Here is a 246-nt window from a genome sequence, read left to right on the forward strand (position 1 = left end):
AATGTCAAAAGCTGCAGCGGATACCGCATCAACTGATAGGATCGGTCATAGATGCCCAGCAGTGGCGCCCCTAGGTACTTGCCGGCAAGCACGTTGTCGAGATTGCGCGAGAAGAAGTTAAGCACATTGAACGCGAGCTGGTAGCCAGACACTTTGAGCAAGGGGGCCACAGCAGAGAAGTGCACCCCAGGTCTTGGGCGTCCAAAATCGGTTCTTCTGGAAAAGTGGTAGGCGAACATGAAATTC

At 53.3% G+C, this 246-nt stretch carries 1 protein-coding gene; it reads right to left on the bottom strand.

The window, feature by feature from the left end:
• The coding region (locus ACRHNM_RS17755; RefSeq protein WP_431137966.1) for an oligosaccharide flippase family protein at positions 1-246 on the bottom strand (246 nt) is incomplete at both ends.

This window comes from Psychroserpens mesophilus (genome assembly GCF_050617655.1).
Classification (GTDB): Bacteria; Bacteroidota; Bacteroidia; order Flavobacteriales; family Flavobacteriaceae; genus Psychroserpens; species Psychroserpens mesophilus_A.